This is a genomic window from Kangiella sp. TOML190, from assembly GCF_023706045.1.
Classification (GTDB): Bacteria; Pseudomonadota; Gammaproteobacteria; order Enterobacterales; family Kangiellaceae; genus Kangiella.
Map to the genome: position 1 here is coordinate 1,730,138 of NZ_BQYL01000001.1, position 24,307 is coordinate 1,754,444.

Here is a 24,307-nt window from a genome sequence, read left to right on the forward strand (position 1 = left end):
GCTACTTCGTGCGACTGCTAATCGCCATCGTTTTATTACTAGCCGCTTTTGGCTTGGCCTTTATGTTTGCCAACCAAAACGAACAAACCATTCAGCTGAATTACCTTTTTGGTGAAACCTCAATCCAATTGGTGCTGTTGATCACCATTTGTTTGGCCTTGGGTCTGATTATCGGTTTATTGATGTCGGGGATTTCTTTGATGAAAACTCGCGTTCAGCTTAAAAATAGCCGTAAGAAACTTGCCAAAGCCGAACAGGAGTTGAAAAACTTACGAAGCTTGCCAGTCAAGGAAGAGCTTTAAGTGAAAAGGCAATTGAGAGCAAGCAATGAATGAGTGGTTTTTAATTGGCTTTCTAGTGTTATTGTCAATAGCGGTTTTTTCCGGCTATCGACTGGGAAAGAAACAAGCAACCGAACCGCAAGCTCAGTCCAAAAGCCTTTCCAGCAATTATGTCAAAGGACTGAACTATCTACTCAATGAACAGCCCGATAAAGCGGTAGACACCTTTATCGATCTATTGCAAGTAGATACCGAAACGGTGGATACCCACCTTGCCTTGGGCCACCTGTTTCGCAAGCGAGGCGAAGTGGATCGAGCCATTCGCTTACACCAGAACATTATTGCCCGCCCACAACTATCCAAAGAAAGTCATAACGAAGCTTTATACGAACTAGCGGTCGATTATCAAGCGGTAGGGATGTATGACCGAGCTACCAGCCTATTTGAAAAGCTGCTTAGCGAGCCGAAACACAAAAAAGATTCACTGCACCAACTTTTACACGTTTATCAAGCGACTCGCGACTGGGAACAGGCGGCCAAAACTGCTGAACAGCTCGAAATTATTATGGGCGAAAAGCAAGCCAAAGCCATATCCCACTTTTATTGTGAGCTGGCTGAAGAAAAACAAAATAAAAAGGATCTCAAAGGCGCTCTGACTAGCATCAAAAAAGCCTTGGCAGCCAATCCGACTTCGGTACGGGCCAATTTGCTGCAAGGTGACTTGTATTTTGACAAGGAAAACTACCGCGCTGCAATTAAGTCTTATAGCAGTTTATTGGATAACGATATTGCTTTTTTGCCCGAGGCTTTGGATAAAATAAAGCAATCCTTCGCTGCTCGCAAAGATAGCAAGGGTTACCAAAAGTTTTTACAACAGAGTTTACAAAAAGGCGCTGGCGTTTCCGTTTTGATTGAATTGTCGAAACTGATCCAACAGGAAAAGGGCGATCGTGCTGCCGCTGAAGCGATTGGGGTTTATTTAAAAGATAAGCCTTCACTCAAAGGCCTACATCAATTGATAAGTTTGCACATTGAGCATGCGCAAGAATCAGCCAAACCAAGCCTGCAATTGCTTGATGGTATTGTTGAAAAACTGGTGGAGCGTAAACCGCGTTATGTTTGCCATAATTGCGGATTTAATGGCCGGATTATTCACTGGCAATGCCCTAGTTGTAAGGAGTGGAGTTCAATCAAACCGATCCAAGGCCTTGAGGGCGAATAAGAGACTATTTAACATGACTAACGTTCCTAAAGATTCCGCTCCTAACATCATAGTTGCCCTAGATTTTGCTGATAAAAAGCAAGCGCTAAACTTGGTCGATCAGCTGGATCCAAATTTGGCGGCAGTAAAGGTTGGCAAAGAAATGTTTACACTGTTTGGCCCCAAGTTTGTGAAAAAATTGGTGAAAAAAGGGTTTAAAGTTTTTTTGGATCTAAAGTTTCACGATATTCCTAACACTGTAGCGAAAGCTTGCCGAGCAGCCGCTGAGCTTGGTGTTTGGATGACCAATGTGCACGCTTCCGGCGGCGTTAAAATGATGCAAATGGCGCGAGAAGCTATTCAAGAGTATGGCGATGATAAGCCTTTATTGATTGGCGTGACCATGTTGACCAGTATGGATGAGGCCAATTACCAAAAACTTGGCTATAGCAAATCTTTGGCTGAACAAGTTCAACATTTAGCAGGACTAACCCAAGAGTCGGGTTTGGATGGGGTGGTTTGTTCGGCTTGGGAAGCACAAAGCTTAAAACAGCAATTTGGCGTTGATTTTAAGTTGGTAACTCCGGGCATTCGTCCAGTAGGCTCTGAAGTTGGCGATCAAAGCCGTATCATGACTCCAGCTAAGGCGATTGCAGCGGGCTCAGATTATCTGGTGATAGGTCGTCCTATTACGCAAGCACAAAATCCGCTAAAAGCCTTGTGCGATATATCTGAAAGCCTAGTAAGCGACTTGTAGTCCTTTTCTTACCTCTCTAATATAAATATCGTCTTGAGGACAAACGATATTTATCAAGGAGATCATAATGAAAAAGGTTATTTCAGTTCTTTGTCTGGCGTTGTCACTGTCGATGCCGTTTGTTAGTAACACTGCTTTAGCAAAAGATAAAGAAATCATTCCCCCAGCTGAAAATTTACTCAGTCGTGTCAATATTAACAAAGCCAGTGCTGAGCAGTTAGCGACAAGCTTAAAAGGCGTTGGCCTAAAAAAAGCACAGGCAATAATCGATTACCGTAAGCAGTACGGCGACTTTAAATCGGTCGATGAGTTATCAGCGGTTAAGGGAATTGGTGAAAAAACGGTACAAAAAAATCGTAGCAAAATTGCGATTTAGTCGAACCAATTCTTAATTTGCTTAGTAAAAACAGCCAAATCAATCCGATTTGGCTGTATCATCAGCCTTTTTGGCGCCAATGAGTTCACCTAAACCGGGTTGATTAAGGCGGGTTTTTGGCCAGACTAGGCCAAGAATAATGCCTTGTAGATAGCCAATGATGTGGGATTCTTCGACCACAAAACCGCCGAGCCAAGAGTCGTATTCGGATTTAATCCCAAGAATTTGCGGCGCAAATATTTTCAAGCCAACTAGCAGTAGTAACAAGCCACTAAGTTTAACTCCGAGTCGTAGTTCGGCCACACAGCAGGCGGCAATAAGCCCATATAATGCTCCAGACATACCCACATATTGGTAAAGTTCCGGCAACCAAAAATGCATGCCAAGGGTATTAGCAAGGTATAAAAATATAAACCATAATACCCAGTCGATAACGGATAAGAGTGGACGGAAGATAAGACTGATTAGCCAAAGGCTGGCTAGGTTCATCAGCGTATGCCACAAACTTAAATGCACCAGGTTTGCGCTAAGAAAACGCCAGATTTGACCGTCGCCCACCGCTTGGCGTTGATAAGCAAACCATTGGGTTGAAAGGGGCTCTAGTGATAAAAGTGCTAGCACTAATATAGAAATAACGCCCGGCACCCGGTAGCGTTTGATGAACTCAAGCATATTTGGATTTGCGATCTTTACTTGCTATTAACGGCTTTTAAAGGATTATAGCCTTTTTTATCTTTGTGGTTAGAGTATTTCTTTTGGTAAGTTTGGTACTGATTTAATATCAATTCAGCTTTTTGCTTAGAGTTAAGCTCGATACCTTTAGCTTTAGCTAAGCCTTCAACCATGGTAATGGTCTTTGAAAGAATTTCGATATCTACAATTTGTTGTTGGTCTTGTTGACCGTGATTTTCTTCGCTAAGCGGGATCAAAGATAACCGATGCCCCATGGCTCGTGCGATACCATCGATCTTATGCATGCCGGGATCGGAAGTTCTGCCTTCTAGAATACGATAGATGGTAGATTGGCTGATATGAGTCTTATTTTGGAGTGAATAATCGGTTTCACCCAAACTCTTCATTAATGCTTTTAGCTGATCTAGAACACTGCTCATAAATAAATTATTTTAATTTAATGCAAATTTGCATTGAATTTAATGCAAGTTTGCATTAATATCGTACTCAACTTCAAGGGAAATTAAAGTAACTGTGACTTAATTCATGTTTTATCACAGTATTTGCAGTAAATAAAGCATTGATTTTACATTTCCCTTAAACGATTTCCTTCAGCTATATGGTGGGATTTGGGCTAAGTTTAGACTTAGCCCTTTTTTTTGCTCATAAGAAAGAACTCAAGCTCGGATCACCACGAATACTTGACTTGGTATTGCACCTTAGTCTCGCCATTGGCTGGAACCTTGACTTTAAAATGAATGTGGCGCGAGTCTTGTTTAGTAAAACTATGGGAATGGTTAACAATTTTCCAGTTCGACCAGCGATACAAGGTTTCTCTGATAACCACTTCTTGGTCCTTCTCTTTATGATTTTTTATTGTGATTTCAAAGGTTTCAGACATTTTCTTGTTATTGGTATCAACCGAATAATTGGTCTGTTTACGCTCGCCTTTTATATCGAAAGCATTGCCCATTTTGATTAATACTTCCTCATCTTTAGGCGTGTGATCGATAATATCTTCACCGATAAATTCTAATGAACCGTCCGAATCACGCTGGTTCACTCGAATCCGTCCTGCTGGCAAGGGGATCCCCATACCGCTGGCTTTGTCGTTTTTAAAGCGTAAGTACACATTCACATCATCCTGCGAATGGCGACCATAACCTTGACTGGTATTTAAGCCTCCATAGCCGTAAAACTGGCTTGATGCGTCAAAAACCAGCTCTTTATTACAATTTATGTCACTTATGGCTGGAAATAGCTCCAATTGCTTGGTGGAGTTATTGGGTAAATCAGCCGGACGGCCAAGTGTATAGAGGTGATACTCAAAGAAAGACTTCTCTTCAAAGCCTGCGGAGTCCTCCATCATAGCCTCTGCGCGCATAGCTTTGCGCATTACGTGCGGTGAAGGTGCGGCTTGCGCACGATTAACATCACCGGCAATCAGTTTAAGTTTAGCTTGTTCAAAACTCGCTCCCGATTGATTGATGATACTAACCCAGCCACTTAAATCGAGCTTACAGTGGTTTTTACCTTTTTCGCTAAAAATAACGTTGTAATCTGACCACCAAGTCATGCCTGCGGTTTGATAGCTTAACTCAATATCCTGCTTGCCGGGACTGTCAGAAAACAAGGACCAGACTAAGGTCGGTTTGGTTCTGAGGCCGCCGGGTAGTTGCGGGAAGCTGATGTTGTGATAATTATTAATGCTGTGAATGCCACCGCTAGAGTCTTTGATCACCAAGCCTCCATCGGCGCTGATCAACTCGCCAGTTTTTTTATGTATTTGATCACCAATTAATTGTTCGACGGTAATCACTTGTCCTAAATAGCGCTGCAATAATTTTTGCTGACTGACCAAATCAAACTGATAGTTCTGCTCTAACACTCGCGCATCTTTATCGTCTTGCGAGCGAAATTGAACGGTAGTTGGATCGAGCAAGGCCGCAACGTCAGATACTTCGAGCTGATTGACACCACGCGCGATATTGTATTGGCGAGTGGATTTAATCATGGCGTAACCGGGTACATTGTAGCGCCCGCGATGTTGACCAGGCACGGGCCGATAAATGTCCGGTGAAATAGAGCCTGGTTGGGCGCTGGAATAAATGGTGATGGCTTCTTGTTCTTTGGCCATGGCAACTCCTGTCGAGAAAATGGTTGAACCTAATGCGCTAGCAACGGCTAAGGAGAGGATTTGTTTTTTCATTCTACGAATACCTTGTGATTAATCTTGTCCCTACTAAACGTCAGACTAACTGAAAAGGGTTAATTGAGCAAAATTGAGGTATGGAATTTCGCGGAAACAGATTAATCAGCTAATACTTTGATCACAGTGTCTGCCCATAATTGAGGCGCTTCAAGCATGGGGAAATGACCTATATTTTTGAGCCAAGTCAGTTGCGAGTTTTGGGTTTCCTGGTTAATGGTTATGGCCATTTGCGAAACTGCAATCGGATCTTTATCTGGCCAGATAATTGCCATGGGCAATGGTGTTTGCTGCAAGGCACCGATCCAGCGATCCCAAAATTGTTGCCGCTCGAAAGTGTAGCGACTGATTTTTGCCAAGACTTTTTTACCTTGGTTAAAGGTCATCATCTGCCAAATCGCATCAATTTCCTGAACGCTTAACTGGCTTGGCTCAACAAAAATTTTTCGTAAGTTTTTTTGCAGAGTAAATTTCGAAGAAAGGCGCGCAATTAAAGGTCCAACTGGGCTTCGTAATAATTTTTGCATCAGTAATAGCTGGGCTAATTCAATGTGCATCGAGCCATTGCAAAGAGCTATCTTTTTGATACTAATGGGAAACTTGCCAGCATTGTCTCTGGCTAGGATCTCGGTTAAAACACTGGTTCCATAATCGTGAGCGAGCACGAAAGATTCGCTTATATTGAGTTGTTGCCAGAGTTGTTGTGCAATATCCGTTTGCTCAAATAAAGAGTAGCTATAATTTTTGGGTTTATCGGAAAAGCCGAAACCCAAATGATCATGAATAATGACCCGAAAATGCTGCCTTAGAAAAGGCAGAGCTTTCCAGTAATCGTAAGACGAGGTGGGAAAGCCATGCAAAATGCACAAGTTGGGTAAGCCGGATCCATTACTGGGATCGGTATCAATGACAAATAGCCGATGCCCATTAACCGTATGGTAACTACCTAGCTCGAACCAAGCTTGCGCATCCATTGAGTTAGACTAAGCTTGGAAGCTCGACTTCCTTAGCTAGCTGATTAAAGACGCCGGATTGAATCAGCTTTTGCACAGCTTGAATATCGGGACCAAAATGGCGATCCTTTTCGTAGTAGGGCACTTGCTCGCGAATGGCATCGTAGGCTGTTTGCAAGGCTTTTGAGGTTTTATGCGGCGCTCTAAAATCAATCCCTTGGGCTGCGGCAAGTAGCTCTACTGCAATCACGCCGGCAGTGTTGAAGTTCATATCTTTTAAACGACGCGCGGCAAAGGTTGCCATGGATACGTGATCTTCTTGGTTTGCCGATGTTGGCAAACTATCAACAGAAGCAGGGTGCGCTAAAGTCTTATTTTCAGAAGCTAAAGCTGCAGCGGTTACTTGGGCAATCATAAAGCCAGAATTAACGCCAGAATCTTGCACCAAGAAAGCCGGCAAGCCGCTTAAATGTTTGTCCAACATTAAAGCAATTCGGCGCTCGACTATAGCGCCCACTTCCGAAATCACAATCGCCAACAAATCAGAAGAGATGGCAACGGGCTCGGCGTGAAAGTTACCGCCGGAAATAATATCGCCTATCTCTTTTGGATCAGGAGCAGGAAAAACCAGCGGGTTATCGGAGACGGCATTGGCTTCGGTTAATAGCACTGAAGCGGCGAAGCGCATATGGTCAAGTGCTGCTCCCATAACTTGTGGCTGGCAGCGTAAAGAATAAGGATCTTGCACCTTATCGCATTCGGCGTGAGATGAATTAATCTCTGAATCTTTTACTAGGTTTAATAAATTTAGCGCCACTTGTTGTTGTCCTTTGTGACCACGCACTTGATGGATCCGCGCATCAAAAGGCGCAGTCGATCCTAAAATTGCATCGATCGATAGGGCGCCCGCGACAATCGCTGCGGCAAAATTATTTTCAGCGCCAAATAAACCCGCCAAAGCTAAAGCCGTGGAGCATTGAGTTCCGTTCAGTAAGGCTAACCCTTCTTTGGCGGCTAGGGTTAGTGGTTCAAGACCGGCAATTTTTAAACCTTCAACTGCGGACATGATTTTGCCTTGATGGCGAACTTCGCCGACACCAATTAAAGTACAGCTCATATGGGCCAATGGTGCTAAATCACCAGAAGCGCCCACCGAACCTTTTTCGGGAATACAAGGATACACTTGACGGTTAACGAGGCTAATCAGCGCATCGACAGTTTCGCGCTTAACACCCGAATGGCCTTGCGAAAGGCTGGAAAGCTTAAGCACCATTAATAGGCGCACAATATTATCATCCAACAAGTCGCCAACACCGGCAGCGTGCGACAGCACTAAGGATTTTTGCAGCAGCTCCAATTTTTCTTTGGGAATTCGAGTCGAGGCCAGTAAACCAAAGCCGGTATTGATACCATAAACGGTTTGGTTATTGTCGATCACGTCCGCAACGGTTTTTGCGGCGCGATCGATAACTGGATAAAAGTCAGCGTTTAGTTCAATGCTGACTGGCGCTTGATAAATCGCGCGGCAATCGGCAAGGGATAATTCGCCTGGAGTTAAAGTAAAATGATTCATAGTTTTAATCTCCATTAGTCGTTTAACATCGGTAAGTGCAGGCCTTGTTCTTTGGCACACTCTTTTGCAATTTCGTAACCAGCATCGGCGTGACGCATCACACCAGTTGCAGGATCGTTAAATAATACCCGTTCAATACGCTTATCGGCCGCTTCGGAGCCGTCACAGCAAATCACTACACCAGAGTGTTGCGAAAAGCCCATACCAACGCCGCCGCCATGGTGCAAAGAAACCCAAGTAGCACCGCCGGCCACGTTTAGCATGGCGTTTAGTAGCGGCCAATCGGAAACTGCATCAGAGCCGTCCATCATGCTTTCGGTTTCGCGGTTAGGGCTGGACACTGAGCCAGAATCTAAATGATCGCGACCAATCACGACAGGTGCTGTTAACTCGCCATTACGCACCATTTCATTAAAAGCTAAACCCAGTTTATGCCGCAGGCCCAAACCCACCCAACAAATACGTGCCGGCAAGCCTTGGAAACTGATGCGCTCTTTTGCCATATCGAGCCAATTGTGCAGGTGTGGATCGTCAGCGATAATTTCTTTGACCTTTTGATCGGTTTTATAAATATCTTCTGGATCGCCTGACAAGGCCGCCCAACGGAAGGGACCAATACCACGACAAAATAGTGGGCGAATGTAGGCTGGTACAAAGCCTGGGAAATCAAAAGCGTTTTCCACGCCTTCCTCAAGCGCCATCTGACGAATGTTATTGCCGTAATCCACTGTTGGAATGCCATCGTGCCAAAAATCCAGCATTGCTTGCACCTGTAGCGCCATGGACTTTTTCGACTCTTGGGTGACTAGCTCTGGGTTTGACTTGGCTTTGTCGCGCCACTCATCCATCGTCCAGCCGACGGGCAAGTAACCATTAACGGGATCGTGCGCCGAGGTTTGATCGGTAACCAGATCCGGTTTGATACCGCGTTTATGCAGTTCTGGGAAAATTTCCGCTGCGTTACCCAATAGACCAATGGAAATCGCTTCGCCCTTTTCTAAGGCTTCATTAAGCATGGCCATGGCTTCATCAATCGATGTAGCTTTTTTATCCACATAACGGGTACGCATTCTAAAGTCGATACGGGTTTCGTCACACTCCACCGCAATCATGCAGTAACCCGCCATAGTTGCGGCCAAAGGTTGTGCGCCACCCATACCACCAAGGCCACCAGTTAGGATCCATTTGCCTTTAGTGTCGCCATTGAAATGTTGACGACCAGCTTCGACAAAGGTTTCGTAAGTGCCTTGCACAATGCCTTGTGAGCCGATATAAATCCAAGAGCCCGCGGTCATTTGGCCATACATCATCAAGCCTTTTTTATCGAGCTCATTAAAGTGTTCCCAATTAGCCCAATGTGGAACTAGATTGGAATTAGCGATCAAAACCCGCGGCGCATCGGCATGAGTTTTAAAAACGCCAACCGGTTTGCCCGATTGTACCAATAAGGTTTCGTCATCGTTTAATTGCTTTAAGCTTTCCACAATCTTGTCATAAGATTCCCAATTGCGCGCAGCGCGACCAATACCACCATATACCACCAATCCTTGCGGATGTTCGGCAACCTCAGGATCAAGATTGTTCATTAGCATTCGTAACGGCGCTTCGGTCAGCCAAGATTTGGCATTTAATTGGCTACCAGTTGGCGCATGGATCACGCGGCTGGCATCGAACCTTGGATCATTAGAATAAGACGACATGGATTTTCCTCTAGTTATCTTTTTTAAACCGAATTTCTATAATTCAGTTAATTGGTGTTGGGTTTTAAAGCGGCCGGTTAGACTAAAGCGACTGGCCGGATGATACAGTTGGCAGAAACTGACTAAAATATTTTCTGACCAAGTAATTCTGTCGATACAAAGCACTGGCTCTAACTCTTGTAGCTTCAAAGTCACTTTCATAAAAGGATCGGCTTCTTTTGCTTGGATTTCATGTTCTGCTTCCGTGAGCGGCGCGACTTTTGATAAATACACATTCGGAGTAATGCTTTTATAATCTTGATTTAAGTACTCAGGCGCAGCGTTTGGGTTAACGTAGCGCTGTTCGATTTGGATCGGTTTAGCATTTTCTTTATGCACCATGATCGAGTGAAATACTTGCTGACCTTCTTCTAAAGCAAAGCGATTGAGCAGGTGAGGAGGGCAGACCTCTTTTTGTAGCAGCAGCAGCTCATTCGAATATTCTGCACCACGGTTTTGAATTTCTTCAGCGATATTGCGAATTTCCAATAATGGTGAATGCAGTTTTTTCGGCGCAACAAAGGTTCCGCGGCCTTGGACTCGATATAAGACACCTTCTTCGGTCAATTCATCTAAAGCCCGACGGGCGGTCATGCGACTAACTTTGCACATATCAACCAATTCGTTTTCTGAGGGTACTCGCTTATGCTCTTTCCATTGTTTGCCCGCAATACCTTTACGAATAAAATCTTTAACGACTTGATAACGAGGTTCTTCTTGGCCCATTTAGCTTAAAATCCTCAGTGCTGCAATCCCAGTACGAATCGATTGGTAATGCTGGTGAATTGATGTAAACTAGGTTGTATATACAACCAAAAATAACACTAAAAATCAAGCAAAATCGAATTAGTGAGGCTTATGGTCGATGCAGATTACGCAACTTGTTGAAAAATTTGAAAAACAGGACTTTAAAGGTGGTGATTTTTTCCACTTGGAGCATCTAAAAATTGCTTGGCACTATATTTGCCATGAACCTTTTGTGCTGGCAAAACAGAAATTTCATGGCAATGTGCAGGCTTTGGTCAAAAAACTAGGGGCAGAAGATAAGTATCATCGAACGCTAACCGATTTCTTTTTGGACTATTTGCTGCAGCTGCGCTGGTATTTAGGTTCAAACGACTGGACGATGGTTGAAAAGCACTGCCCGATGATTATTGAAGATGCCAAAAAAATTGTCGGATTTTATTATTCCGAAGCGGTTATTTGCTCCGAAGAAGCACGGCTGGGGTTTGTTGAGCCCGATATTATGGCTCTGGATAGAGCCAGTTTGAAGCTTGGTGAAAATGATCCTGCGGTTTTTGAACTCGAAGAGTTTGAGTCCCCGCTGATCGTTTCGATCCCGCATAATGGCCAATTTATTCCGCATTCGGTTTTACAGACCATGTTACCTAGCGCTTTGGATAGCGCTGATACGGATTGGTATTTATCTCGGTTGTATCATTTTTTAGATGAATTAAAAATCACTAGAATTAGCGCTAATTATTCGCGCTATCTAATTGATTTAAATCGCAATAGCAGCGGTGAAGAGCTTTATAAGAATGCTAACAATACGGAACTTTGTCCAACTTCAACTTTTGATCTTGAGCCTTTATACCCTGACGGTGCTCAACCGGATCAAGCAGAAATTAAGCGTAGAATTGAAGCCTATTGGCAGCCTTACCATCAACAACTGAAGCAACTCATTAGCAAAGCTAAAGCTAAGTTTGGTTATGCGTTGGTGTTCGAAGCCCATTCGATTGCATCGAGAGTACCGCGATTTTTTGAAGGTCAATTGCCGGATTTTAATTTTGGAACTAACGATGGCGCGACGGTTAATGCGCCTTTAGTGGAGTTGCTAGAAACCTTTGCAACTGGTGAGTATTCTAAAGTGCTCAATGGGCGCTTTAAAGGTGGTTTTATTACCCGTCATTATGCCAAGCCGCAAGACTCAGTTTACACCATTCAATTGGAGCTATCGCAAGCGACTTATATGGATGAGCAGCGTAATTTGTTTGAGCCTAAACTAGCAGCACAAGTGCAGCCCAAATTAAAGCAGCTGATTGGTCAATTATCTGCGTGCTAACCGCTTGTTTTTATAACTATAAAAGCTAATTTGGTGGTTAAAATGGATGTAAAGCTATCCTACAAAATCGGACGCTTTTAATAGTAATAAAATTTTAAAGGCGTAGTATTTTAGGAGTGAGTTAATTCTTTTGTAACCTTAAAGGTGAAGTATTATGAACAAGTTTTTACTATTCGTTACGTTACTATTGGCTGCTTTTTCGAGTTTCGGGCAAGAGGTTACGGTCAATGCGAATGATCAGATGCAGTTTGATGTTAGCGAGATTAAGGTTAAGGCGGGTGAGGAAGTTAAGTTAACTTTAAATCATACGGGCAACCTTGGCAAAGAGGTGATGGGACATAACTTTGTGGTATTAGCTGTTGGCACTGACGCTGCGGCATTTGGACAAGCTGCAATGCAGGCCAAAGACAGCGACTATATTCCTGCTAACAGTGAAGCGGTGTTAGCACACACCAAAGTGGTTGGTGGCGGTGAGTCTGATACTATTAGTTTCACGCTGGAAAAAGGTACTTACGACTTTATTTGTAGTTTTCCTGGGCACTGGGGCATTATGAAAGGCAAAATTATTGTTGAGTAAGCTCTAGTGTTACAGTCTTAACCAAAAAAAGCCCCTAAATAAGCAAGACATTAACCCAAACTGGACTTTTGTGTCATTCCCGCGAAAGCGGGAATCCATCTTAAACTATCATACAAGTATTAGAATAGATTCCCGCTTTCGCGGGAATGACGTAATAAATAAGTAAATATGTATTTAAAGTAATGCGAGTTATAAAAGTAAAAAGCCCTTAAAACTAAGAACTTTTTTATTTCTATCAGACTTGGAAGTCCAGAATTGGTGGACTTGTTGGCTTTATGCGCCTTTTTTATTAACTAGTTAATGCTTATCGAATAATCTTAGTTAACGGATTACTGCCAAATTGGTAGCTGAGTTGGTTGGGATGTTCAATATCCCATAGGGTTAATTCGGCTTTTTTGCCCACTTCAATCGAGCCGATCTCGTTTGCTAAGCCTAGCGCCTTGGCCGCATTAATTGTAGTAGCTTGCAGCGCTTCTAGTGGGGTCATTTTAAATAGTGTGCAAGCCATATTCATCATCAGCAAAATGGATAAGCAGGGCGAGGTTCCTGGGTTATGATCGGTAGCGATAGCAATGGGAACTCCAGCATCTCTAAGCGCTTGTATCGGCGGTAATTTGGTTTCGCGTAAGAAATAAAAAGCGCCAGGTAATAAAGTGGCGATGGTGCCTGCTTTGGCCATTTGCGCAATGGAATCTTGCGACAAATACTCTAAATGATCAGCAGATAAGCCATTATATTGGGCAACTAATGCTGCGCCGTTTTGATCGGACAGCTGCTCGGCGTGGAGTTTAACCTTCAAGCCATGCGCTTTAGCTGTTTGAAAGACTTTTTCCGTCTGCGCATAGTTAAAGCCAATATTCTCACAAAAAACATCCACACAATCGGCTAATTTTTCTTGGGCAACCGCAGGGATCATGTCATTACAAACTAAGTCGATATAGCCATCACTGTTGTCTTTGTATTCTGGTGGTAGCGCATGCGCACCTAAAAGTGTTGGAACCACTCTTATTGGATAATGCCCGCCTAGCTTTTTAGCTACTCGCAGCATCTTCAGTTCAGTTTCTAAATCTAGGCCATAACCAGATTTAATCTCTATGCTTGTGACACCTTCTGCTATTAGTGCTTCTAAACGCATGGCCGCTGATTCAAAAAGCTCTTGCTCACTAGCAGCGCGGGTCGCTTTAACGCTGGAAACAATGCCGCCACCAGCTTTGGCGATTTCCTCATAGTCAGCGCCATTTAAGCGCATTTCGAATTCATTAGCACGATTACCGCCATAGATCAGGTGGGTATGGCAATCGATAAGTCCGGGTAATAGCCACTGGCCTTCGGCATCTAGGATCTGTTGAGCCTTGAAGTTGTTTTGAGCGCTGCCGAGATAGCTGATTTTGCCATCATTAATGCCAATCGCAGCATTTTCGATAATGCCGTAATCACTATCACCAGCCATAGTGGCGATATTGGCATTGTGAATTAATTGATCAAAAGGTTTCGTTTCGAGCTGGCTCATATTATTATCTCGTGATTACTGACTGATGCTTAATCGCAACCAAAGGCATGGCTAAAAAAATTTTTGTAAAACATATTCTACTCGCTGATGGCTGGGCTGAAAACGTTTTAATCGAAATTGATGAGTTTGGAATCATCGCTAAGCTTAGCAAGAATCAGGTTTTGACTAGTGATTTTGAGGGTGAGCGAGTATCAGGCTCCATCATTCCAGCAATGGTCAATAATCATTCGCACGCTTTTCAATGGGCGATGGCGGGGCTTGCTGAGCAAAGTGGCAAGGGCAAAGATAGTTTTTGGTCATGGCGCAAAATCATGTACGATTTTGTAGGAAAAATTTCGCCAGACGATCTTGAAGCGATAGCTAGCGCGCTTTATATGCAGATGTTAAAAGCCGGCTATACTTCGGTTGGTGAGTTTCATTATTTGCACCATGATATTTCGGGTAGTCAATTCGCCAATCCCGCCGAAATGTCGCAACGCATTTTTGCGGCGGCGCAAAACACCGGTATCAACGTTACTTTATTGCCAGTATTTTATCGCTACAGTGGCTTTGGTCAGCAGGCGCCAAATGATGGTCAAAAGCGGTTTATTCATAGTAAAGAAGATTATGCCAAGTTACTAAACCTAGTAGCGCGGTTAGCCGATAAATATAAGCAAAACTTTGGTATAGCGCCGCATTCTTTACGTGCAGTTAGCGAGGCGGACATTCATTATGCCATTAACCAACTAAACGAACTTGATGCAAATGCGCCTATTCATATCCATATCGCGGAGCAACTTAAAGAGGTAGAGGATTGCCAAGCGCATTATGGAGCAAGGCCTATTGAATGGCTGCTTGATAATTTTGAATTAAATCATCGTTGGTGTTTGGTGCACGCTACTCATATGACTTATGCTGAAGTGAAAGCGGTTGCCGATTCCAATGCAGTGGTTTCAATTTGTACCACTACCGAAGCTAACTTAGGCGATGGATTTTTTGCGATGCAGGACTATAAAGCTCATCAGGGTCGTTGGGGGATTGGTAGTGACAGTCATATTTCGGTGTCTGCTACTGAAGAATTACGTTGGCTCGAATACCAAAATCGTTTGCTGAGTCACTCAAGAACGGTTTTAACCGGCGGAGATTTTAGTTCCAATGGGCATTATTTATGGAGTCGAGCGGCGCAGGGCGGCGCACAAAGCTTGAACAATCAAACAGGTGAATTGACTGTTGGTAACAAAGCGGATTTTATAGAGTTGAACAATAACAGCTTGCCGCTACTGATGAAAAGCAATCATGAGCTTATTGATAGTTTTATTTTTAACCAGCAGTCGAACCAGTCTATCGCCAGTGTTTGGTGTAAAGGGCAGAAAGTGGTTGCAGACGGTGAGCATCATGCCGAACAAGCCATTATTACTAATTTTAAAAAGACCCTTGCTCGTTTAATTTGAGTCAATGGATTTGAGCATCTGAGCTAATTCGTTCAACGGGATTGGCTTGGGTAGATATAGGGCGTTGAGTGAGGCGAAGTGTGAGTTTTTTTGTACATTCGTGTCGCCGGAAACCACAATAACCAAAGGTTTTTTGTCCATATTTTGATATTCGCTGTTAAAGTTTTTCAAAAAGTAAGGATCCTGATCGGAAAAGAACTCTGAGTTGACACAAATAATATGAAAATTTTGGCGCCGAATTTTTTGCAATACTACTTGCTTGGTGGTGGCCTTATCTACTGCTTGGCCAAACTTTTCCAAGTAGCCCATTAAAACCATGCGGTCAATAGGATCTGAGTCATAAACTAATATTTCGTATTGAATTTGCAGTGGGTTCACCAAAGGTAAGTTACTGTATAAAATCGAGCTTTTTTTGACGTTGACTGGAAATTCTAATCGAATTTCGTGTTGGGTAATAAAGTAATCGCCACCAGCTTTATGCAGCAAATGTTTACTGGCAATTAAGTTAGTATTGTTTGAAGTGATAGAAATCTCTGAACTGTCGTTAAAATCAAACAAGCTCTGGGCTTCAAGCGCCTGCAAAAAACTTGGCGAGTCTGATTCAACGGATAGCCGTAAAATTTGCAGCTTGCCTTGCACCGGAGTTATATCAACGCTGATTTTAAGTTCGGAGTTTTTACAGATCAAAATGACTTGTTTTAAGAATAAGTCTAAAAAGTTAGACAGTAGCTTTTTGTCTATAAGAACATCCGACTCGATAGCATTTTCTAAATAATACTCGATAATCAAAGTATTGAATTCATCGGCTAAGTGAGAGTGTTCCGCAATCGATTTTTTTAGCAGGCGGGCAATATTAACCAGAGATTTGGCGCTAGCGCCTTTGGCTAAAACTGAGCTAAAGAAAACCTCAAGATTGTTGAGATTTTCGTTGTCTTTTTGGTGTTGTAAATAGTGAATAAAGCGGTGTAACTCCAAGTAGCCATCTTCTCTGGCATATTTTACTTCTTGTTTTAAGTTTTCTAGGTAGTTATCTTTATGATTGCTTTGACGAGCGAAATTTTGTACCAAATCACTCAACTCGAACAATTCAGAGGTTTTAGGCTTTTTTGATTTTTGCAACACGCTATTTTTTAGCATCCTGCTAATGTTGGTTATGTTGTTAGCAGCGTTTCGATTTTGATACAGCAAGAGGATCCCGAATGCCGCTAAAATACCGATTAAAATAAGGTTAGTAACAAAATTATAGTGACCCTTGGCTGATTCGGTTAAGTAATAAGGAAGCATTCTCATTTCAATCATGCCAATAGCTTTAGCGCCGTTGTTGGTTTGGCTATCGAAAGGAAAGCTATCATAGCTGCCTGGCGATTGGTGAACTATTTTGCGATAGAGCTTGCCTTGCATCGTGTGCTGTTCTTTTGAAATAACCGTAAACTCTTTCTCCAAAAATTTATCGCCATTAATATCCAAAACTTTAACTTGGCTGATATCTTTTATTGAAGCTAAATCTTCCAGCGCATTCAGCACGGCATTCTTGTCGGCAACGATTAAAGGCAATTCAATACGCAAAGCTAAGACTTCAAGAATGGTTTCTGCTTGCTGCGCTTGTTGGGTCAGAAAAATTGCTTTGTTGTTTTTAAGATTAAAGTAGTTAAATAAAACCACTAACAACAAACAAAGGCAGCCATAGCTCAACAATAGTTGATGTTTAATGCTTGGCATTTTTTTCATTAGTGGGTTTCTCTTTAGTGTTTAATACAGTTATTGTTATTAGCACTTTATTCGAGTGTCCATTCTATCGGTTTCCGGCCATGTTCCACAAGTAATTGATTTGCTTTTGAAAAATGCCGGCAACCGAAAAAGCCTCGATGAGCCGAAAGAGGGGATGGATGGGGTGCTTGTAAGACGAGATGCTTTGTGTCGATCAGTTGAGCTTTCTTTTGCGCATAAGCTCCCCACAGCAAAAAAATGATGGTTTTATCCGCCTGATTGAGGGAACGGATAATGGTATCCGTGACTTGCTCCCAGCCTCGGTTGGCGTGTGAGCCTGCTTGGCTATCTTCTACGGTTAATACCGCATTGAGCAACAAAACGCCTTGCTCAGCCCAAGAGGTTAAGTCACCATCTTGTGGTGTGGCAATCTCTAGATCCGAGGCGAGTTCTTTATAAATATTTTTCAAAGAAGGGGGCAGTCGCACACCACTATTAACCGAAAAGCAAAGTCCGTTGGCTTGGTTCGAGCCGTGGTAGGGATCTTGTCCTAAAATCACCACTTTAACTTTATCAAAAGGGGTCGCACTTAAGGCTCGGAACACTTGCCGCTGCGGGGGATAAATGACTTTGCCAGCAACGCGTTCAGCCTTTACAAAGTGCATAACGGCTTGATAATAGTCTTGTTGCTTTAAACCTTTAAGCGCTTGTTTCCAGTCCATACCATTACGGATATTGATATCAATAGTGAGAGTGGATTGTTACTCAAATTATGACTAGACGCAAATGGCTGCGCCTTTTGAAATAAAACTTTTAATCGAGTTATTACAGTTGGTTAGTCTGAGCCATCAAGAATGTTTAAGGCTTCGTCAAGGCTCGTTGGGGCGTCGGTTACCCGATCATTAATCGCATATTTTTCTACTTCTAGCGCGCCTGACCAGTCTTCTGGTGGTGCCGCATTTGCAATGCTTAATTGCTGCCAGCTGGTTTGATCCAGCTCTTCTATTTCGCCATTAAAATACTGAATTTCAATGGTATCGTCGTCATCGTCAATGGCGACAACTTCAAATAAAGCATTAAGATCCCGGCGTTTATACCAGTGCCCTCTTTGGGCTATCACAGGCTTATTCATGTCTAATTCCTTCTACACTTCAAATGTACCATACTGGTTAAAAAATGCACAATCATTTTGGCGGTTTTGATTACTACTGCTCAATTATTAAGACTGGCTTTTGGCACACGATTTTCATAGAATGTCGTCACTACAAACCAGTTGGTATGTTGTGATGCAACACAACTCTTTTGCTATTTCTCCGATCAAATCTTTACTTGTTAGTCTGGGCTTTTGTCTGGGCATAACTGCCGTTGATGCTTCTGAGTGGTCAGGGCAAATTCAAGCGGAAGGCCGTTTTTTTACGCAAGAAGCTGATTTTGGACAAGCGGATGAATTTTTCTCGCTCGCTTTTGAGCCAGAATATTATCACGAATGGGAAAATGCAGATTGGTCGGTGACTTTTAAGCCTTTTTTCCGATGGGATAGTGAAGACTCAGAGCGCACTCACGGCGATATCCGAGAATTGATGTTTACCTATGTTGGTGATGTTTGGGAAGTTAAAGCAGGGATTGGTAAGGTGTATTGGGGCGTTGCCGAATCGCAACATCTGGTGGACGTGATCAACCAAACGGACTTTGTGGAAAATGTTGATGGTGAGGATAAGTTAGGGCAACCTATGTTGCACTTATCTACTGAGCAGGATTGGGGCTTGTTAGAGTTTTTTGTCCTGCCTTACTTTCGTGAGCGAACGTTTGCTGGTCCCGATGGCCGTTTGCGCTCGCCGTTGGATATTGACACCGACAATCCAATTTATGCTAGCGATGACGAAGAGCATAACCTTGATGCCGCCATTCGTTGGTCAAGAAGTTTGGGTGATTGGGAATTGGGCTTAGCGCACTTTTCGGGAACGAGTCGTGAACCTTTGTTTGTTGTCAACACATCAAATCCGGCCAATCCAACGCTGATACCTTTGTATGTGACCATTGATCAAACCAGCCTTGATCTGCAAGCAACGATCGATGCTTGGCTTTGGAAATTGGAAGCCATTTCTCGCTCCGGTTTTGATGAAGATAGGCATTGGGCTGCAGTGGCGGGTTTTGAATATACCTTCTACGATATGCAAGGATCCGGCATGGACTTAGGTATGATTTTAGAATACCAAACCGATAGTCGCGATTTTTTAGGGGCTCGATTTAAAGCCCAAGATGCTATCGTCACTGGTTTTCGTTTGGCCATGAATGATGAGCAGTCAACAGAAGCCTTATTGAGTTACCTGCATACTGAAGATGGGCAAAAATTTATAAATCTCGAAGCTAATCGCCGAATCGGCGATAGCTGGAAAATTATTTTAGAAGCCCGTTATTTAACCGGCTTTGACGAAAATAAACCCTTCGAATCAGTGTTTTTTCAAATTAGAAACGATGACTATATTGGGATTAGTTTAGAGAAGTATTTTTAAGCTAGCGCTTAAATAGCGCTGCTGTGTGGTTACATACTTTTGCGGTATTAAAAATACTGGCAACAAAAATACGCTTTAGCTTAGTGCTATTTAACTCGGCTAGATAACGAGTAAATCTAGTCTAAAATATACCTCATAAATAGAGCTTAATTTGGCTTGCTTGGGCTTATCCCCCGGTTTCGGTCCTTAAGATATAATCAAACACCGTATCTTTTTTATTCAATTTTAGTGCGTAAATGGCGCGATAGGTCATCACTTTTTTAATGTAGTCTCGAGTTTCGGTGTAAGGGATTGACTCAATCCAAATTTCGGTCGGGAAGCGGCCAAACGCTTTCCACTTTTCGATCCGATGTTTGCCCGCGTTATAGGCGGCAGAGGCATAAATCGGGTTTTGATCCAGTTCTTGGTAGCGTAATTTCAAGTAATGGCTACCCATTTCGATATTGGTATCAGGATTGAATAAATCCTGTCGCCCTGAATATTTTACGCCTAATTTTTTCGAATAGATTTTTGCCGTGGAAGGCAATACTTGCATTAGGCCATAAGCACCTGCGCCAGAAACGGCATAAGGCCCATAGGCACTTTCTTGGCGCGTCACGCCCATTAGCCATTCGGGCTCTAAATCCACTTTTTTCGCCATCACAATGTAATCTTCTTTAAACGCCGTAGGGAAGCGAATATCCGTATCGTCCCACACTTTGGCCTTGGCGATGGTCAAGATCCCTTGATTATACCAGCCCCAATCATGGGCAATCTTCGCCGCAGCTTGGATTTCGACTGGTGAGCTTAGGCGTTTGATCAAACTACGCCATTCGCGGTTGGCATCGCGAAAACGTCCCAAGGCAATCAACTCTTTAGCGCGCTCAATGTTCGACATGCCTTTAACATGACTCATGGTTTCGGCGGGGATTACCGAGGCCTTATGATTAAGTTGTAACGGTAATTTGAGTTTGGCCGCGGCTTTATAGCCATAGTAATCACGCTCGGCGGCTAGTTGTTTAAGGATAGTGTCGGCAGTAACCGAGTCGCCGGTGCGCTTAAGCGCTTCGGCATACCAGTAGCGCCATTGATTGCTATTTTGCAGTTCTTCGGGCAATAAATCGTGTTGCTCTTTGACCAAGTCCCAGTCTTCGGCTCGTAAAAAAGTTGCAAGTTTCCAATGGCTTAGCAGTTCATCATCAAGATAATGATTAATATGCCGCTTAGCCCAAGGCAAGGCTTTAGCGTTGTTTTCGGTAGCTAAGGCTAGAAATAAGGTTCGCTCGGCTTCTGCTTTTAGTGCCGATGGAAAGACCATATGGCGGTTTAATTTGCGCCAGACTTTATAAGCAGAGTCGCGATTTCCCCAGGCCAATTTTTTTATCGCAAAAACTGCGATGGCAGCTTCTTGTTCACGGTTTTTCTGTGGAAAGAAATTGTGCTTAGCGACCACGCCTGGGTTTTTACGCACTTTTGTCCATAAGTCAGCTAGATACTGATTTTTGCGCGGAATTTTCCCTTTAAGGTACTGAATGATCGAAACGGAACCCTCGCGAGCGGCTTTATTGAAACGCTCAAAGGCCAGCTGCTGGCTTGGGTTACCTGCTTGTTGCCATACTTTGAATAAGGGATCGCAAGCGCTATTTTGCGATTTAGCAACGTTCCACAACTTTCGCGTCTCAGCAAAAATTTCTTGTCGATCAGCGCCTGTTTGCAATTGATGGCGCAGATACAAACACTTTAACTTCGCATTTTTACTGCTTGGGAACAGATCCCGATAATATTGACTGAACAACTCATAATGTTTGTTGTTAGCTAACGCATTGATATAACGAGCTTTTAATCGCGGGCTCAACGGCGAATCGGGATGTAGGTTCAAAAATTGATCAATAGCTCTTTGATTGGCGGGCGATAAATTCTTGGAAAGGTAGTCAAACTCCAAATAAGATTTTAGCGGGTAGTGCGCCAGTTGTGATTCTAGTTGCCGATAGCTATTAAGGTCATTTTTTTTAAGCACCGCTTCGGCTTTTAAGAACAATTTTTGTTGCTGATTAAGGTTGCTTGAGGGGGTAGCCGTTAAGGCTGGGCTGCTGAAACAGCTTACTGCTAGGATTAGGCCTGTCCTAACCAATAGCTTTCTTGTATTCCACATTACGAGATTCTTCCTTATTTATCCTTCAAAACGGGGTTGTTAGCGTCAGTATTCGAGTCGGTATTGTTAGCCAATTGGTGATTGTTTAATGATTTTTTGATAGATCCGCCCGATACATTAACTGTAAATAACTTTGTTCATTTATTAAAGAGAAATTTAAAAAGAATTAGTTACAAAAGGTAAAATTTAGAATGTTTTTTTGTAATTTTTATTTGGAACTGATCCGACTTGGACCTCTCTAAAGCGGTGTTGATTATTTTTTACTTGAGTTTAGCAGGTAAGCTCATGATAATGTGGGCGCGAAAACAGTAAGCTAGACTTTTAATATTAGCAGGTAATGAAATGGCGAAAGGTACTAAATATAAAGCACGTCCAATGGACGATAAAGGTTTTATACACTACACCGATACCGAACATGAAACTTGGCATACTCTGATCACGCGCCAAGAAAAATTGATTGTTGATCGTGCTTGCCCGCAGTACTTCGAAGGGTTAGAAAAGCTTAATTTACCTAAAGATCGGATCCCGCAGCTTGAAGAAGTCTCCAGCGTATTGCGCAAAGAAACTGGCTGGGAAGTGGCTTGGGTTCCGGCGCTGATTAACTTCGATAAGTTTTTTGCCCTGTTAGCCGATAAAAAATTCCCTTGCGCCACCTTTATTCGTACCCCTGAAGAAATGGACTATCTGCAAGAGCCGGACGTGTTCCATGAGATTTTTGGCCATTGCGCCATGTTGACCAATCCTTATTTTGCTGAATTTACTGAAATTTACGGTAAGTTGGGCTTTGCGGCTTCTAAACAAGACAGAGTCTTCTTAGCGCGTCTTTACTGGTTTACAGTGGAGTTTGGCTTGATGCAAAGCCCGCAAGGTACTCGTATTTACGGTGGTGGAATCTTGTCGTCAATCGGTGAAACTCCGCACAGTTTGGACAATCCGGACGTGATCCGTAAGCCATTCGACCCCATTGATATCTTAAGAACGCCGTATCGTATCGATATTATGCAACCGCAGTATTTTGTGTTGGAAGATTTAAAGCAGCTCTACGAACTGGCGCACGCGGATGTGATGGCTATGGTGGAAGAGGCCAAACGTTTGGGCTTGCATGAACCCTTGTATCCGCCTAAGGAAGAAAAGCTAGCCAGCTAACTTATAGCGGTCAAAAACTGGCTTTTAAGATCTTGGTGAGAGGCGAGTTAAAGCTTGGCTTTTATTGAGAAAAAAGGCCTTTTGTAGCATAATATGCGCAACTCTTTAGGTGACAAATCACTTTAATTAATTAACTTTATGTTATTGATTTTTAATAAATATCATATTCCTACCTACCTCGTTGCCGTGCAGATCCGCGCGCAATGGAGCCCATTCGTCGGCAAATAGCTCTCAAGGTTTGGCACAATTAAGTGCAAATCTATATTCATGATTGATTAATTAAGGGCGTTTGAAAAATCTCAAAGGCCAAAAATTTAACCTCTAGATAAGATTGAGGACAACATAATGTCAGATTTACAAGCATCAGATTTACAAGCAAAAGTTACCAGCGCGCCAACGCCAACCGAGCCAGTGGCTAACCCTATGGGCACCGACGGCTTCGAGTTTGTTGAATATTCAGCGCCGGATGCCGAGGGTATCCAAAAATTACGCGACTTGTTTGAGTTACTAGGCTTTACTCGGGTTGCTAACCACAAAACCAAAAACGTGTCTTTGTACCGTCAAGGCGATATTAACTTTGTGATTAATGGTGAAACGGAAGGGTATTTCAACGAGTTTAGTCAATTACACGGCCCTTGTGCTTGTGCCATGGCTTGGCGGGTAGAAGATGCGCAAAAAGCTTATGAGCACGCGATTGCCAATGGTGCAGAAGCTTTTGATAAGCCAGAGCATTCTTCGCATCCTGCAGTTTACGGAATTGGCGGCTCGGTTTTGTATTTCATCGATAAATGGGGCCCTGAAGGCAGCGTTTATGATGACGAATTCGACTACATCGAAGGTGTTGATAGATTTCCTGTGGGCATGGGGTTGCAAACTCTCGATCACTTAACCCATAACGTAGTGCGTGGTGGTATGGATCGCTGGGCAGATTTTTACGAAAAGATCGCGAACTTCCGTGAAATTCGTTATTTCGATATTCAGGGTAAGCAAACGGCTTTATTCTCAAAAGCGATGACCGGTCCTTGCAACAAGTTGCGTATCCCGATCAACGAATCGGCGGATGAAAAATCGCAAATTGAAGAGTATTTGAAAGAATACAAAGGCGAGGGTATTCAACATATCGCGCTTTCCACCCCAGATATTTACGATACCATTGAACGTTTGCGCGCAGGCGGTATGGACTTTATGCCTACTCCAGGTGCTTATTACGACATGATCCCGCGCCGTATTCCAAAGCACCATGAAGACGTCGAAAAATTGCGTAAAAACCAGATTTTGATTGATGGCTCTTTGGATCACGAAGAAGGTATTTTATTGCAAATTTTCACCAACACCGTAATTGGTCCCATTTTCTTTGAGATCATTCAACGTAAAGGTAACCAAGGTTTTGGTGAGGGTAACTTCAAGGCATTATTTGAGTCGATTGAGCAAGATCAAATTGACCGTGGTGTGATTTAAGCTGCTTAATTT

The 24,307-nt window shown here is 43.1% G+C and carries 22 protein-coding genes; 10 read left to right on the forward strand and 12 right to left on the reverse strand.

Going from position 1 to position 24,307, the window contains the following annotated elements; genetic code table 11:
• The first annotated feature begins 8 nt into the window (after positions 1 to 8).
• The 4 genes from NFS34_RS08300 (at position 9) to NFS34_RS08315 (ending at position 2,615) form a co-directional block, all read left to right on the forward strand.
• Complete coding sequence (locus NFS34_RS08300; protein WP_251359517.1) at positions 9 to 302, forward strand: lipopolysaccharide assembly protein LapA domain-containing protein; 294 nt, start codon at positions 9 to 11, stop codon at positions 300 to 302.
• Between the two features lie 25 nt (positions 303 to 327).
• Positions 328 to 1,503, forward strand: a complete 1,176-nt coding sequence (gene lapB, locus NFS34_RS08305; RefSeq protein ID WP_251359520.1) for a lipopolysaccharide assembly protein LapB — start codon at positions 328 to 330, stop codon at positions 1,501 to 1,503.
• 13 nt (positions 1,504 to 1,516) lie between these two features.
• Positions 1,517 to 2,239, forward strand: coding sequence for an orotidine-5'-phosphate decarboxylase (pyrF, locus tag NFS34_RS08310; RefSeq protein WP_251359522.1), 723 nt, complete (start codon positions 1,517 to 1,519; stop codon positions 2,237 to 2,239).
• A 67-nt stretch (positions 2,240 to 2,306) separates the two neighbouring features.
• The gene (locus tag NFS34_RS08315) at positions 2,307 to 2,615 is read left to right on the forward strand and encodes a helix-hairpin-helix domain-containing protein (RefSeq protein ID WP_251359524.1); all 309 of its coding nucleotides are present in this window, start codon (positions 2,307 to 2,309) and stop codon (positions 2,613 to 2,615) included.
• 39 nt (positions 2,616 to 2,654) lie between these two features.
• Here NFS34_RS08315 and rrtA read toward each other — a convergent pair whose 3' ends face one another.
• From rrtA to hutC, 7 genes are all read right to left on the reverse strand, one after another.
• The gene (gene rrtA, locus NFS34_RS08320) at positions 2,655 to 3,287 is read right to left on the reverse strand and encodes a rhombosortase (RefSeq protein WP_251359526.1); all 633 of its coding nucleotides are present in this window, start codon (positions 3,285 to 3,287) and stop codon (positions 2,655 to 2,657) included.
• Between the two features lie 17 nt (positions 3,288 to 3,304).
• Entirely contained in the window at positions 3,305 to 3,727 is a 423-nt protein-coding gene (locus NFS34_RS08325; protein ID WP_251359528.1) for a helix-turn-helix transcriptional regulator, read from the reverse strand.
• A gap of 248 nt (positions 3,728 to 3,975) precedes the next feature.
• Positions 3,976 to 5,496, reverse strand: coding sequence for a DUF4139 domain-containing protein (locus NFS34_RS08330; RefSeq protein ID WP_251359530.1), 1,521 nt, complete (start codon positions 5,494 to 5,496; stop codon positions 3,976 to 3,978).
• A gap of 101 nt (positions 5,497 to 5,597) precedes the next feature.
• Positions 5,598 to 6,470, reverse strand: coding sequence for an alpha/beta fold hydrolase (locus NFS34_RS08335; protein ID WP_251359532.1), 873 nt, complete (start codon positions 6,468 to 6,470; stop codon positions 5,598 to 5,600).
• 4 nt (positions 6,471 to 6,474) lie between these two features.
• Positions 6,475 to 8,022 carry a histidine ammonia-lyase gene (gene hutH, locus NFS34_RS08340; RefSeq protein WP_251359534.1) on the reverse strand — a complete coding sequence of 516 codons (1,548 nt, stop codon included), beginning with the start codon at positions 8,020 to 8,022 and terminating at the stop codon, positions 6,475 to 6,477.
• Positions 8,023 to 8,036: 14 nt separating this feature from the next.
• Positions 8,037 to 9,722: a urocanate hydratase gene (hutU, locus tag NFS34_RS08345; RefSeq protein ID WP_251359536.1), complete on the reverse strand. Its 1,686-nt coding sequence runs from the start codon at positions 9,720 to 9,722 to the stop codon at positions 8,037 to 8,039.
• 36 nt (positions 9,723 to 9,758) lie between these two features.
• Positions 9,759 to 10,487: a histidine utilization repressor gene (hutC, locus tag NFS34_RS08350; RefSeq protein ID WP_251359538.1), complete on the reverse strand. Its 729-nt coding sequence runs from the start codon at positions 10,485 to 10,487 to the stop codon at positions 9,759 to 9,761.
• Between the two features lie 139 nt (positions 10,488 to 10,626).
• Between hutC and hutG the strand changes: the two genes are divergently transcribed.
• Both hutG and azu read left to right on the forward strand, forming a co-directional pair.
• Positions 10,627 to 11,823, forward strand: coding sequence for an N-formylglutamate deformylase (hutG, locus tag NFS34_RS08355; RefSeq protein ID WP_251359539.1), 1,197 nt, complete (start codon positions 10,627 to 10,629; stop codon positions 11,821 to 11,823).
• 154 nt (positions 11,824 to 11,977) lie between these two features.
• Positions 11,978 to 12,400, forward strand: coding sequence for an azurin (gene azu / locus NFS34_RS08360; protein WP_251359540.1), 423 nt, complete (start codon positions 11,978 to 11,980; stop codon positions 12,398 to 12,400).
• A 304-nt stretch (positions 12,401 to 12,704) separates the two neighbouring features.
• Here the strand turns inward: azu and hutI are convergent, their stop codons facing one another.
• Entirely contained in the window at positions 12,705 to 13,910 is a 1,206-nt protein-coding gene (gene hutI / locus NFS34_RS08365; RefSeq protein ID WP_251359542.1) for an imidazolonepropionase, read from the reverse strand.
• Positions 13,911 to 13,957: 47 nt separating this feature from the next.
• On the opposite strand from hutI, the gene NFS34_RS08370 reads away from it, so the two are divergent.
• On the forward strand, positions 13,958 to 15,340 hold the full coding sequence (locus NFS34_RS08370) for a formimidoylglutamate deiminase (RefSeq protein WP_251359544.1): 1,383 nt from the start codon (positions 13,958 to 13,960) through the stop codon (positions 15,338 to 15,340).
• Here NFS34_RS08370 and NFS34_RS08375 read toward each other — a convergent pair.
• The 3 genes from NFS34_RS08375 to NFS34_RS08385 form a co-directional block, all read right to left on the reverse strand.
• Positions 15,332 to 17,068, reverse strand: a complete 1,737-nt coding sequence (locus tag NFS34_RS08375; RefSeq protein ID WP_251359546.1) for a hypothetical protein — start codon at positions 17,066 to 17,068, stop codon at positions 15,332 to 15,334. The genes NFS34_RS08370 and NFS34_RS08375 overlap by 9 nt on opposite strands.
• A 47-nt stretch (positions 17,069 to 17,115) precedes the next feature.
• Entirely contained in the window at positions 17,116 to 17,769 is a 654-nt protein-coding gene (gene ung / locus NFS34_RS08380; protein WP_251359547.1) for a uracil-DNA glycosylase, read from the reverse strand.
• Positions 17,770 to 17,882: 113 nt separating this feature from the next.
• Positions 17,883 to 18,179: a DUF6763 family protein gene (locus tag NFS34_RS08385; RefSeq protein WP_251359549.1), complete on the reverse strand. Its 297-nt coding sequence runs from the start codon at positions 18,177 to 18,179 to the stop codon at positions 17,883 to 17,885.
• 121 nt (positions 18,180 to 18,300) lie between these two features.
• Here NFS34_RS08385 and NFS34_RS08390 point away from each other — a divergent pair, with 121 nt between their 5' ends.
• On the forward strand, positions 18,301 to 19,560 hold the full coding sequence (locus tag NFS34_RS08390) for a hypothetical protein (protein ID WP_251359551.1): 1,260 nt from the start codon (positions 18,301 to 18,303) through the stop codon (positions 19,558 to 19,560).
• A 166-nt stretch (positions 19,561 to 19,726) separates the two neighbouring features.
• Here the strand turns inward: NFS34_RS08390 and NFS34_RS08395 are convergent, their stop codons facing one another.
• Positions 19,727 to 21,691 carry a transglycosylase SLT domain-containing protein gene (locus NFS34_RS08395; protein ID WP_251359553.1) on the reverse strand — a complete coding sequence of 655 codons (1,965 nt, stop codon included), beginning with the start codon at positions 21,689 to 21,691 and terminating at the stop codon, positions 19,727 to 19,729.
• Between the two features lie 342 nt (positions 21,692 to 22,033).
• On the opposite strand from NFS34_RS08395, the gene phhA reads away from it, so the two are divergent.
• Positions 22,034 to 22,837: a phenylalanine 4-monooxygenase gene (gene phhA / locus NFS34_RS08400; RefSeq protein WP_251359556.1), complete on the forward strand. Its 804-nt coding sequence runs from the start codon at positions 22,034 to 22,036 to the stop codon at positions 22,835 to 22,837.
• A gap of 423 nt (positions 22,838 to 23,260) precedes the next feature.
• Entirely contained in the window at positions 23,261 to 24,295 is a 1,035-nt protein-coding gene (gene hppD / locus NFS34_RS08405) for a 4-hydroxyphenylpyruvate dioxygenase (protein ID WP_376707975.1), read from the forward strand.
• Positions 24,296 to 24,307: the final 12 nt, after the last annotated feature.

What these genes read in the sequence shown, in the direction of transcription:
- lapB (WP_251359520.1), top strand. Translation starts at nt 328, where the DNA reads ATGAATGAGTGGTTTTTAATTGGCTTTCTAGTGTTATTGTCAATAGCG.
- pyrF (WP_251359522.1), top strand. Translation starts at nt 1,517, where the DNA reads ATGACTAACGTTCCTAAAGATTCCGCTCCTAACATCATAGTTGCCCTA.
- NFS34_RS08315 (WP_251359524.1), top strand. Translation starts at nt 2,307, where the DNA reads ATGAAAAAGGTTATTTCAGTTCTTTGTCTGGCGTTGTCACTGTCGATG.
- rrtA (WP_251359526.1), bottom strand. Translation starts at nt 3,287, where the DNA reads ATGCTTGAGTTCATCAAACGCTACCGGGTGCCGGGCGTTATTTCTATA.
- NFS34_RS08325 (WP_251359528.1), bottom strand. Translation starts at nt 3,727, where the DNA reads ATGAGCAGTGTTCTAGATCAGCTAAAAGCATTAATGAAGAGTTTGGGT.
- NFS34_RS08330 (WP_251359530.1), bottom strand. Translation starts at nt 5,496, where the DNA reads ATGAAAAAACAAATCCTCTCCTTAGCCGTTGCTAGCGCATTAGGTTCA.
- NFS34_RS08335 (WP_251359532.1), bottom strand. Translation starts at nt 6,470, where the DNA reads ATGGATGCGCAAGCTTGGTTCGAGCTAGGTAGTTACCATACGGTTAAT.
- hutH (WP_251359534.1), bottom strand. Translation starts at nt 8,022, where the DNA reads ATGAATCATTTTACTTTAACTCCAGGCGAATTATCCCTTGCCGATTGC.
- hutU (WP_251359536.1), bottom strand. Translation starts at nt 9,722, where the DNA reads ATGTCGTCTTATTCTAATGATCCAAGGTTCGATGCCAGCCGCGTGATC.
- hutC (WP_251359538.1), bottom strand. Translation starts at nt 10,487, where the DNA reads ATGGGCCAAGAAGAACCTCGTTATCAAGTCGTTAAAGATTTTATTCGT.
- hutG (WP_251359539.1), top strand. Translation starts at nt 10,627, where the DNA reads ATGCAGATTACGCAACTTGTTGAAAAATTTGAAAAACAGGACTTTAAA.
- azu (WP_251359540.1), top strand. Translation starts at nt 11,978, where the DNA reads ATGAACAAGTTTTTACTATTCGTTACGTTACTATTGGCTGCTTTTTCG.
- hutI (WP_251359542.1), bottom strand. Translation starts at nt 13,910, where the DNA reads ATGAGCCAGCTCGAAACGAAACCTTTTGATCAATTAATTCACAATGCC.
- NFS34_RS08370 (WP_251359544.1), top strand. Translation starts at nt 13,958, where the DNA reads ATGGCTAAAAAAATTTTTGTAAAACATATTCTACTCGCTGATGGCTGG.
- NFS34_RS08375 (WP_251359546.1), bottom strand. Translation starts at nt 17,068, where the DNA reads ATGAAAAAAATGCCAAGCATTAAACATCAACTATTGTTGAGCTATGGC.
- ung (WP_251359547.1), bottom strand. Translation starts at nt 17,769, where the DNA reads ATGGACTGGAAACAAGCGCTTAAAGGTTTAAAGCAACAAGACTATTAT.
- NFS34_RS08385 (WP_251359549.1), bottom strand. Translation starts at nt 18,179, where the DNA reads ATGAATAAGCCTGTGATAGCCCAAAGAGGGCACTGGTATAAACGCCGG.
- NFS34_RS08390 (WP_251359551.1), top strand. Translation starts at nt 18,301, where the DNA reads ATGTCGTCACTACAAACCAGTTGGTATGTTGTGATGCAACACAACTCT.
- NFS34_RS08395 (WP_251359553.1), bottom strand. Translation starts at nt 21,691, where the DNA reads ATGTGGAATACAAGAAAGCTATTGGTTAGGACAGGCCTAATCCTAGCA.
- phhA (WP_251359556.1), top strand. Translation starts at nt 22,034, where the DNA reads ATGGCGAAAGGTACTAAATATAAAGCACGTCCAATGGACGATAAAGGT.
- hppD (WP_376707975.1), top strand. Translation starts at nt 23,261, where the DNA reads ATGGGCACCGACGGCTTCGAGTTTGTTGAATATTCAGCGCCGGATGCC.